Here is a 12,166-nt window from a genome sequence, read left to right as displayed (position 1 = left end):
TGTCAGATTTGAACTACCACAGATTTTTATTTTTGAGTAATAGCGAGCTATTTTGATGGAATAAAAATTGAGGACGGTCAAAGATGATGTGCAGTTTGGGCTTGTAGTAGAAATATTTATGAATTATTCAGGTTAGAGCTTAATAAATTTTAAACAAGCACAAGATTCAAACTTGCCAAATATTTAGTATCTCTAAGAAAACAGTTCAAAATAAAAACAAATTGAATAGTTTTACATTAGCTCAAAACTTATTTGTTTTTCTATCATATTAAGCCACATAAATAAAAAAATTAAGCCCTAAAATATTTTTCTCAAAAACTTATAATACAGATAGATTTTATATTTTTGCGACTTTAATTAGAAATTAAATTTTGAATAAAATGAATATTGAAAAGATTAAAAAAGAGCATAAGGTTTTCAAAGAATGGTCGTATGACTTAGGAGCCATCGACCGTGGATACAACAACAGAACCCTATATATAAATGTGGGAAATAATGAAATCCTGGAAAAACCTGTTAGCCAACAAATGAAAGAAAAATTTATTGGAGGGAAAGGTTTTGGATTAAAAATGCTTTGGGAAGGAACAAAAGCCGACACTGCATGGAATGATCCCGACAATGAAATTATTATTTCGGGAGGCCCAATTTGTGGTATCACTCAATATTCAGGAACCGGCAAATCTATTTGCGTTTCTATTTCGCCTCAAACAAACTCTATTATGGATAGTAATGTGGGTGGCTTTTTTGGGCCATTCTCAAAATTTTCCGGATTCGATGCAGTCGAGATTCAAGGAAAGTCTGAAAATGAATTAGTTATTTTTATTGATGGAGTAAATGGAAAAGTTGTTCTTTATGAAGCTCCAAAAATGAATGATAGCCATATAATTGCCGAAGAATTAACAGAATATTTTGCCAATGATGATAAAGACAAAAAAAATGTAGCTGTAGTTTCTGCCGGCGATGCTGCCGATAATTCATTGATTGGAATGTTAAATTTCAGTTTTTACGACCCAAAACGTAAACTCGTGAGACTGAAGCAAGCCGGACGAGGTGGAATTGGAACAGTTTTCAGAGATAAAAAAATAAAAGCCATTGTTTGTAAAATTTCCGGTGTAAAAGGAAATTTGAACAATGTAGTTGACCTAAAACCAATAATGGAAAGAGGAAAACGATTTAACAAAGAAATGCGAGACCTCGACGATTCTCAAGCCGAGATGCGAACAAAAGGAACAGCACACCTTGTTAATATTATGGACGATTACGATTTGCTTCCTACAAACAATTTCAAATATGGAAGCCATGAAGATGCAGGTAAGATTCACGGAGATGTTTGGAAAGAACGCTTTACGCAAGGAATACCTGATGGTTGTTGGATAGGTTGTAATATGTCTTGTGCCAAAGGAGTTGACAATTACGAATTAAGAAGCGGACCATACGAAGGTGATAAAGTAATAGTTGACGGGCCTGAGTATGAAAATGCTGGTGGATTAGGTTCTAATTGCGGAATTTTTAATCCCGATTATATTATTGAAGCAAATTTCTATTGCGACACTTATGGAATTTGCACAATTTCGTGGGGAACCATTTTGGCATTTGTAATGGAATGTTACGAAAATGGAATCTTGAACGATGAAAGAACAGGTGGTTTAAAACTGAATTTTGGAAACGCTGATAGTGCTATGGAATTGTTGCACCAATTGGCACGAGGCGAAGAATTTGGAAAAATTGTCGGACTCGGAACACGCAAAATGAAAGAATTATTCGTTGAAAAAGGCTGGGGCGATGCACAATTTCTTCAAGACATTGCAATGGAAAATAAAGGACTAGAATATTCGGAATATGTTTCGAAAGAATCCTTAGCTCAGCAAGGTGGTTTTGCTCTCACAAACAAAGGACCACAACACGATGAAGCTTGGCTGATTTTTATGGATATGGTAAACAATCAGATACCTACATTCGAAGATAAAGCCGAAGCATTGCACTATTTCCCAATGTTCAGAACCTGGTTTGGATTGATGGGACTTTGCAAACTTCCTTGGAACGATGTAGAACCTGTAGGAAATGAAGACACAGACGAACCTGCAAAAGTTCCCGAGCATGTAGATAATTACTTAACAATTTTCAAAGCCGTTACAGGACAAGAAATTGACAATAAAGAAATGATACTTCAATCGGAAAGAGTATATAATTTCCAAAGAATTTTCAATCTTCGCCGTGGTTACGGAACCAGAAAATGGGATGCTCAGCCATATCGTGCTGCCGGACCTGTTACTGTTGAAGAATACGAATCGCGACAAGAACGATACGACAAGCAAATGCAAGAAAAAATTGGAGTAGATCCTAAAGGAAAAACTACCGATGAAAAAATTGCAATTACCAGAAAATTTAGAGAAGAGCAATACGAAAAATTATTGGATGCTGTTTATAAACGCAGAGGATGGAATAACAACGGAGTTCCTACAATCGAACATTTGAAAAAAATCAAAATGGATCTTCCTCAACTAATTGAAACTGTTACTCCTCATTTATAAAAAGCAAACTTAAATTTGCAAGCAAAAAAAACGTCCGGAGAATAAGTCTTCGGACGTTTTTTTTAGTCAAATTTTCAGCTTGTTTAAAAACAAACACCAAGCCTGATTGCATTATTTACAAATTTACCAATTTTAGTTTCGCTTGTTTTACCTAAATAATCTATCTCATCATCATCAATAGTTTGTGTAACTTTCTGATTAATCGTAGTTGTATATGAAATTCCAAACTCAAAACCCATAAAAATATTCTTGGACAAATAAAAATCGCTACCCAGAATCAGATTAAGACTGAACTGATTAAATGCTCTTTCTTCAAAATTGCTCCAGGCTCCGTCAATAGTTATGTCAATAGTTTCAGAAGTATATATAGGGGAATTGTAATTAATAGCTGATTTCGAAGTCTTTTGTATATAGAAAAAATCTGCTCCAAAAAAAGGAGAAAGCCTTTTGTGATTTCCAAAATGATATTCAATTCCCGGGTGAATCCCCCATAATGAATAAGAATTCTCAATTTTTGCATCAGGAATATCACCAATAAATGAATTATCACCATAAAAAGGATTTTCTTCAGAAATTGATTTAGCGTCAAATTCAAGCCCCATTCTCAAAGCTATTTTGTCTGACATAAAATACCTTCCTCGCAAATAAGATAAGTCAATTGGAGCTGTGTTACTTAATGGTATAAAACTCACTTCAAATGAAAAATCCTTTGCTTCGGGTGTTAATGCAGGCAGCATTTTGTTCCTGAATTTATTAATCATGTCAACTAATGACAATTCTTCATCCTCAACTTTTTTGTTTGTTTCCTCTTGTGCAAAAACAAATGTGCCAGATAAAAGCAAAATTGAAATTAATAATCCAAGTCTTTTCATAATAATTGAAATTTTAGTTAATGAACCTGTAAAGATAAAAACATTAATACAGAAAACAATTTTTCATTAAAGACCACACCGCAGTCAAAATTTTATTGCAAACTGCAATTAGATTTTAGCAAATAGTAAATAATAATTAATAATCAGTAATTAATTTACATCGCTTTTCCCTTCAATGTAGCAGATGTGAAATCCGTGATTAGAACATCTACAAAATCACCAATTACGTAATTTTCTTTAGGAAAAACCACAACTTTGTTCTGAGAATTTCTACCAAACAAATGTTCCTTTGATTTTTTTGAAATTCCTTCAACCAAAACTTCAAAAGTTTTGTTAAGATCTTTCTCTTTTGTTTCTGCCGAAATTTTGTTTTGAAGCTCAATTATTTCAGTGAGTCTTGCAGATTTTATTTCTTCAGAAACATTATCTTCAAGTTTTCTTTGTGCATAGGTATTTGGGCGTTCAGAATATTTAAACATATATGCAAAATCGAAATTTGCCCATTTTAGTAAAGACAAACTTGCCTGATGATCTTCATCGCTTTCGTTGCAAAATCCGGCAATAATATCTGTTGAAATTGAGCATTCAGGAATAATTTTTCTTATCGATTTAATTCTATCCATATACCATTCGCGAGAATAACCTCTTTTCATAAGCTCAAGAATTTTGGTACTCCCCGATTGTGCCGGCAGGTGAATGCTTTTGCAAATATTTTTGTGCCTTGCCATAGTTTCCAATACTTCGTCATTCATATCTTGCGGATAAGATGTTGAAAATCTAATTCTTAAGTTTGGAAAAGCATTTGCTACCATTTCCAACAAATTAGCAAAATTCACATTACTTTCTTCATTTTTCCATGAATATTTATCCACATTTTGCCCAAGCAAGCTTACCTCCTTAAAATTGTTTTCAGCTAATTTCGTAATTTCCTGCAAAATTGTTTCGGGCTCGCGGCTTCGTTCTCTACCCCTTGTGAACGGAACAACACAATAAGCACACATATTGTCGCAACCTCTCATTATTGAAACAAAAGCTGAAACCCCATTCGTACTATATCTGACAGGACTAATATCCGCATAAGTTTCTTCGCGTGACAATAGCACATTTATTGCCTGCTGTCCGCCTTCGGTTTGTTTTATCAAGTTTGGTAAATCTCTGTAGGCATCTGGACCTACAACTATGTCGATAAGTTTTTCATCTTCTAACAATTTCTTTTTCAAACGCTCAGCCATGCAGCCAATTACGCCAACTATCAGCCCGGGATTTTTCTTTTTTTGTTGCCTGAAAACATCCAATCGCCCTCGTACTCTTTGTTCTGCATTTTCGCGAATAGAGCATGTGTTTACAAGAATCAAATCTGCATTTGAAATTTCTTTTGTAACTTCAAAGTTTTCTTTTTGCAAAACAGATACTACAATTTCGCTATCGGCAACATTCATTTGGCAGCCATAGGTTTCTATATATAAATTTCGTTTTTCGGCGGCATCACTGTCTTCATAGTCAATCGCTTGGTTTTGAGATTGTGTCGCCAATTTTTCCTTTCTTTCTCTTTGCATATTTCGTTAAATTCAAATTTTGGCAAATATAGAAAATTGGAAATTAGAAATTGGGAATTGAAAGTATATACAAACTTTACTAATTTTTTATTGGAAAATTTAACTAAGATTTTTTCTTCGAAAGAAATTTATTTTTCAAAAAATATGTTTATATTTACATTGATTTTTGTTATTTAATGCTTTTAAGAATATTTTCTAAAGTCAATAGCGAAAACAAAATTTTTATCTTTTCTCAAAAAAAAATTTAGAAATTATGAAATGCAAAAACTTTTTTACTATAGTTTTTCTATGCTTAATCAGCTTAACGATTTATTCGCAAAATATTCAGTGGCAAGAGGCTTGTAGTTTTGGTGGTTCAAATTATTTCTATGGAAGTACTTTTGATTATGATGACAATGTAATAGTTCAAGCTGAGTACTGGGTACCTATTGTATTTAATGATACAATAGTTCCATGTCCTCAATGTTATAATGGAACTATTCATGTTGATCTAACATCTAAAACTGATTTAGACGGTAATTTATTAATCCAGAATTTACCATTATCACGAGATATGGTTGTTGACCAACAAAATAACTTCTATTGTACAGACGGGTACTTCGGTTCAGGCAATTTATTTAAAAAAGATAGCAATGGCAATCATTTATGGTCGAAGCAATTCTCAAGTAATTCTGCTTCATCAAATGTTTACATAAACACAATCTCAATTTCTGATAATAATTCTGTTTGTGTTGCAGGTGTATTTTTTGGAGGTACAGCACTTATTGCTGGGTATGATACTTTAGCTATGCAGGATACAATTCAAGCTTTTGCAGCATTGATGGATTTTACAGGCAATATTGAATGGATTGGTGCATTTCCAAGCTTGGATAATGTTTTTAGCAATAATGAGTATAGAATGGCATCAGCATTAGATTCGAACGAAAATGCATATGTTTACTGGGATTATGCAATATATAAAATTAATCAAGGAAATATTGTGTGGCAGCAACATTTTCCTGATTTTATTATATTTGAGATTGAAGCTTTTAACAATGACGACTTGTTTTGTATTGGTTCTTTTTATTGTGACACCATAAATATTGGCAATTTTCAAATAATAAACGATTCGTATCAACCTTCATTAGATTTTCTCATGGCAAGAATAGTATCTGTAAACGCAAATGTTATCTGGGCGAAAAGTGGCATTAATATCTCAGGGAATGTTCCGTTTTACTTATTTTCTATAGACCAATATGATAATATATATTTTACAACAAGGTCAGGTGGTAATATTTACCTCGATTCTATTTATTTACAACCAACCAATTATGTAAGAAAAGATATTTTAATGTGTAATTCTAATGGAATATGTCAATGGGTTGAAGAAGTGTTACCTGATAAGGAATTTTATATTTGGGATTTCCAGTTTAATCAAGATGATGATTTACTTTTGCTTGGGGAAATATGGGATCTAGGGAATTATTTTTTCGGTGAAGATACCCTTAACATAACTCAAAATCAATTCATCTTCGCCAAAGCAAACCTCTCCTCAGCCCAAATGCAAAGCCAAAATATTACTTTAGATTCAAGCTGGAGTATGTTTTCTACTTATATTGAACCTGCAAATAATGATATAGAAAATATATTTTCACCTATTGTTCAGAATGTAATAATTGTAAAAGATGGAGTAGGGATGGTTTATTGGCCTCAGTATAATCTCGATAATCTCGATAGCTTTTCGGTTGGTATGGGCTATCAGATAAAAATGAATGCTCAAAATACTTTGCAAGTTTCTGGTGAGCAAATTATTCCTGAAAATGTGATAATTCCATACCCTGCCGGCTGGAGTTTAATTGGATTTTTGTTGGATAGTATAGCTCCATTAGAAACATATCTAAGCCCAATTGTCTCAGAAATTTCTCTTGTAAAAGACGATTTGGGAAATGTTTTTTGGCCGCTTTATAATATCAATAATATTGGAAATATGACACCCGGAAAAGGCTATCAGATGAAACTTGCAAATGCTATGAATTTTACTTATACACCACCCCAATAAAAATCTACTCCATTTTTATTTTACCATTGTTTTATTTTTTGATACTCTAAGAAAATCTTTATAGACCCAGTGGGTTTTAAAAACCCGCCGGGTCATCCAAATAACAAGATGCCACCAACCACAAGTTTGAAATTATTGCAATTTTTTAAAAACTGAAAAGTAGCATCAATGAGTTGAACCTACCTTTCATTTTTTCATTCATAAAAATTTCATTATAAAAATTCAAATCTCTATTTTTGGGCTTTTGTATTTTAGTTTTTGAGGAGTTTATTAATAAAAATAAAGTAATATGTCAGGACATAGTAAATGGTCAACCATTAAGAGAAAAAAGGGAGCTGCCGATGCAAAACGTTCGAAAATGTTTTCGAGAATAGTTAAAGAAATTACTATAGCAGTGAAAGAAGGTGGAGGTTCGGATGAAGATTCAAATCCACGCTTACGAATGGCTATTCAAAACGCCAAAGGTGTAAATATGCCAAAAGATAATATCAGCAGGGCAATATCGAAAGCAAATAAAGATGAATCAAATTTTCAGGAAATTACTTTTGAAGGTTATGCACCGCACGGAATTGCAATTTATGTTGAATGTTTGACAGACAACAATAATAGAACGATAAGCAATATTCGGGCAATTTTTACCAAAAAGGGTGGTAGCCTTGGCACAAATGGTTCTTTAAGTTTTTTGTTCGATAGAAAAGGAGTTTTTAATATTCCTAAAGGAGAATTGGACCCAGACGAATTTGAGTTGGAAATTATTGATGCCGGAGTTGAAGATTTTGAGTTTGATGGCGATAATTTTATTATTACCACTGCCCTCGAAGATTTCGGAAACGTACAAAAAAAACTTGACGAAATGAAGATAGTTCCCGAAAATGCCGAACTTCAAAGAATCCCTAACGATGCAAAATCTTTAGATATTCAAGATGCAAAAAAAATACTGGCTATGGTCGAGACTTTTGAAGAAGATGATGATGTTCAGAATGTTTTTCATAATCTCGAAATTACTGATGAGCTTTTGGAGGAATTGTAGTTTGCATTTTTTTCGTTACAAACTATTAATAATCATGAAATTATAACTCTCATCATGTGTATTATTTTTGTGAATCTTTGATTCTACTGATTTAAGGTTTTGCATTTTTTATAAAAACTCAACTATTAAATTATTACAACTCAGCATATTATAATATGGGAAAAAAGAAAATTCAGAAACAAAATAAAACCAAAAAGGCTAATCAAAATGTTTCAAAACCAGCAAAACAATCAAAACAAAAATCTCTTTCATTTTTAGAAAAAGATACAAAAACAAGGAACAATTATATACTTGCTTTTTTCGTGGTTTTTGCATTTATCCTTTACGGAAATACTATCCCAAATAGCTATTCTTTCGACGATATTTATGTAACAAACAATCCCGAAATTAAAAAAGGATTCGATGCAATTCCCTCTTTGTTTACTTCACTTTATGCAAACATGTATGAAGACGGGAAACCGCTGAAGTTTGGCTATCGCCCGATAGTGAAAGCCACTTTTGCCTTCGAATACGGGCTTTTTGGAGAAGCACCCGGCATGAGTCATTTAATAAATATTCTGCTCTATGCCCTCACCGGCATTATTTTGTTTTTATTACTAAAAAAAATATTACACAATTATCATATATTCTTCTCCATAGCTACAACAATGATTTTTATGGCTCATCCAACTCACACAGAAGTAGTTGCCAGCCTTAAAAATCGAGACGAGATTCTTGCTTTTCTTGGTGTAATAAGCACCTTGTTTATTTTTGTAAAGTATATCGAAACTAAAAAGTTTTATTATATAATTTTTGGGCTATTAGTTTATTCGATTGCATACCTGTCGAAACCCACAGTTTTAGTTTTCGTATTTGTATATCCGCTTGTTTTATACTTTTTCACAAAAGCAAAAACAAGGCAAATTGTGCTTCTTACTCTAAGTGTTTTGGTAGTGGCATGGCTAACGAAAACTATTCCTCGATTCTATCTCGAAAGTGCTCAAAGACCAGTTTTATATATTGAAAATCCATTGTTGTACGATGGAACTTTTATGACAAAAATAACCACAGGTTTATACATTTTAATGTTTTATGTGAAGCAAATGATTTTTCCAATATCACTGAAATTTTATTATGGATTTAATACCATTCCCATTGTATCCTGGTCTAACTTTTGGGTGCTATTTTCAGTAGTTTTTCACTCGGCATTGTTTGTCGTTGCAATATTAAAAATCCGTAAAAAACATATACTATCTTTCGGAATCTTATATTATTTAATGACCATCTTTATTTTTTCTAATCTTCTGAAACCTGCAATGGGTATAGTTGCTGATAGATTTACTTATTATCCTTCATTGGGTTTTGCAATACTTATTACTTTTTTATTTTTCAAAATAGTGAAAGCAAATCCCAACAAATTGTCATTATCTTCGAAAAAAAGAAGTGGGATAATGGCAATTGTTGTTTTGCTTATGATTGCCTACACCATAAAAACCATTGATAGAAATAAAGATTGGGATACTCAAATGACACTTATGGAAGCCGATATAGACGATTTGGAAAACTCTGCAAAAGCAAATTTTATTTATGCCGGCTCATTAAAATCGCAAGTTTTTGCATCCTTCAAAAGAGGTGCTCCTTACGAAAAAAATAAACGAAATATCGATTTGGCATTCAAACACTTAGATATTGCAACCAAAGTATATCCCAATTATTATCAGGCATGGAACATGAAAGGGCAAATGTATATGTTCCTTTTTAAAGAATACAAACGAGCTATGACAAATTTTGAAAAAGCCAAAAGCATAGAAAATGATTATGCGCCGGCATATTTCAACATTGCTTTCTGCCATCATCAGACAAAAAAATTAGATTTAGCCATAGAATTTTACAACAAAACCATAGATTTAAATCCTGAAAATTTTCAGGCATACAAAAACCTGGCAGATATCTATAAAGAAAAAGATGATGTACGAAAATCGAATTTCTATATGGAAAAAGCCAACGAAATTAAAGAAATGCTTAAAGCAAGAGACAGTTAGAGAATTATCTATAAAATACACTAAAACCTAAACCGCTAATTACAAAATAATTAATAATCAAATTATTTATGACAAGACATAATAATAACCCAAATCAAAATAAAAAACATAAGAAGCCAGCAAAAGTTGATCTTGAAAAAACTCAAAAAAACAGATCATTTTTAGAGAAATTTTTTGGAAGCACTCTTGCAATATCCATCTTTTTTGTAATTGTTTCTTTAATTCTGTACGGAAATACTATCCCACATGGTTATACTGTCGATGATAATTATGTTACCGGAGCAAATCCTACAGTACAGAAAGGATTTGAAGGAATTGGTGAAATTTTCGTAACACCATATTACGACAAAGGTAAAAAAAATAGTTTCGAGTATCGGCCTATCGTAAAAGCAAGCTATGCAATAGAATATGGCTTTTTCGGGCGAAACCCAAATGCTGCTCATTTTTTTAATCTTATATTCTATGCCTTCACACTAATCCTGATTTTCTTTTTCCTGAAAAGAATAATGCGAGATTATAATATTATTTTTCCTTTTCTCGTAACTCTATTATTTGCTGCACATCCAATACATACCGAAGTTGTAAATAGTTTGAAAAACAGAGATGAAACTTTATGCTTTATTGGAGTTTTACTCGCCACAATTTTCATGATCAGATATTTCGACACAAACAAAATTTATAATCTCTTCGTGGGAATATTCTTTTTCTTTTTTGCTTTTCTATCGAAAGCAGGAGCACTTGCATTTATTGCGTTGATACCTTTGACTCTATACTTTTTCACGAAAATTTCTCCATGGAAAATTGTAATGATATTTTTTATATTATTTATGGTTCTTTTTTTGATAAAATATGTTCCCCGATTTTTCCTACCACCGCCCTTTCGCGACAAAGAATATTATGAAAACCCTTTAATGTTTATCGACAATATTTGGATACATTTTGGTACAGGTGCATGGATTTTACTCTTTTATATAAAAATGCTTATACTGCCGCACCCAATGTGCTACTATTATGGTTTCGACACTGTGCCGATAACAAATTTTGCAAATTTTTGGTCGTTCCTGTCTGTTGCAATTCATTTGGTTTTGTTCATTTACGCATTGAAAAAACTGAAAGAAAAGCATATAGTTTCTTATGGAATTTTATTCTATTTAATGACAATTGCAATGTATTCGAATGTAATTAAAAAAGCAATGGGAATAGTTGCCGATAGATTTATGTATGTTCCATCGCTGGGTTTTGCAATAATTATTATTTTTCTCTTGTTTACGGTTTTTAAAATTGATTTTAAAGGGAAGAAAATTCCAAAATTCCCAATCGGACTAAAAATTGTTCTTCTGGCAATTCTTATTCCATATACTTTAAAAACAATAGCAAGAAACAACGATTGGAAAGACAATCTTACTTTATACGAAAGAGATTCTAATGCAAATCCGAAATCATTTATTGCAACCAAAGGATATGCAAACGAAATAATCAGGAGTTTAAAGAGAGATGATAAAATAAAAGATAAAGAAAAATTAAGGGATATAGCAATTACTTATTACAACAGGTCTATTGATATTTATCCCGATCATCCTGATCCATGGCGAAATCTTGGCAAAATTTATCTGCAACGAAAAGAATATGAAAAATGTATCTATCATTTTAAGAAGGCTATAGAAATAACTCCCGACAAGTTTTCTTACAATTACTATAATGTGGGCTTGGCTTTTACAAAGCTTAATAGAAATTTAGAAGCAATTCCCTATTTCGAAAAAGCATTGGAGATTTATCCTGAAGACAGAGGATATATTTCTATGGCAAATTCACAAATAAATTTGGGGAATTTTGAAGTTGCAGCCCAATATGCCGATAAAGCTTTAGAGTTAAATTCTTTGTATTCACCTGCATTTTTCGTCAAAGCTTTTTGTGCACAGCAATTAGGCGATTTAAATAGTGCTATTTCATTTTATGAAAAAACTTTAGAAATCAATCCATCTGACCGATCAGCATTGATGTATCTATCAAACATATACTTAAGTTTGGATGACGAGGAAAAATTCAATCACTACAAGCAGCTTCTTCAGAAAGAAAAAAGCAGAAACTAAAAAAGGTAGTTTGCTATTGGTTAAATAA

General features: G+C 32.3%; 7 protein-coding genes. 5 read left to right on the top strand and 2 right to left on the bottom strand.

The features are described from left to right. Positions 1-380: 380 nt before the first annotated feature. Complete coding sequence (locus HN894_08745) at positions 381-2,531, top strand: aldehyde:ferredoxin oxidoreductase (protein ID MBT7143412.1); 2,151 nt, start codon at positions 381-383, stop codon at positions 2,529-2,531. An 83-nt stretch (positions 2,532-2,614) separates the two neighbouring features. Here the strand turns inward: HN894_08745 and HN894_08740 are convergent, their stop codons facing one another. Both HN894_08740 and miaB read right to left on the bottom strand, forming a co-directional pair. After that, positions 2,615-3,403, bottom strand: coding sequence for a hypothetical protein (locus HN894_08740; protein MBT7143411.1), 789 nt, complete (start codon positions 3,401-3,403; stop codon positions 2,615-2,617). Positions 3,404-3,558: 155 nt separating this feature from the next. Beyond that, positions 3,559-4,959, bottom strand: a complete 1,401-nt coding sequence (gene miaB / locus HN894_08735) for a tRNA (N6-isopentenyl adenosine(37)-C2)-methylthiotransferase MiaB (GenBank protein MBT7143410.1) — start codon at positions 4,957-4,959, stop codon at positions 3,559-3,561. Between the two features lie 253 nt (positions 4,960-5,212). Here miaB and HN894_08730 point away from each other — a divergent pair, with 253 nt between their 5' ends. The 4 genes from HN894_08730 (at position 5,213) to HN894_08715 (ending at position 12,138) form a co-directional block, all read left to right on the top strand. Beyond that, positions 5,213-6,997, top strand: a complete 1,785-nt coding sequence (locus HN894_08730) for a hypothetical protein (GenBank protein ID MBT7143409.1) — start codon at positions 5,213-5,215, stop codon at positions 6,995-6,997. 289 nt (positions 6,998-7,286) lie between these two features. Further along, positions 7,287-8,027, top strand: a complete 741-nt coding sequence (locus HN894_08725) for a YebC/PmpR family DNA-binding transcriptional regulator (protein MBT7143408.1) — start codon at positions 7,287-7,289, stop codon at positions 8,025-8,027. A gap of 155 nt (positions 8,028-8,182) precedes the next feature. Further along, complete coding sequence (locus tag HN894_08720) at positions 8,183-10,048, top strand: DUF1736 domain-containing protein (GenBank protein MBT7143407.1); 1,866 nt, start codon at positions 8,183-8,185, stop codon at positions 10,046-10,048. A 68-nt stretch (positions 10,049-10,116) separates the two neighbouring features. Beyond that, entirely contained in the window at positions 10,117-12,138 is a 2,022-nt protein-coding gene (locus HN894_08715; protein MBT7143406.1) for a tetratricopeptide repeat protein, read from the top strand. Positions 12,139-12,166: the final 28 nt, after the last annotated feature.

The sequence above is a fragment of the Bacteroidota bacterium genome (assembly GCA_018692315.1).
Lineage (GTDB): Bacteria > Bacteroidota > Bacteroidia > Bacteroidales > JABHKC01 > JABHKC01.
This window is presented reverse-complemented; position numbering and strand designations above follow the sequence as displayed.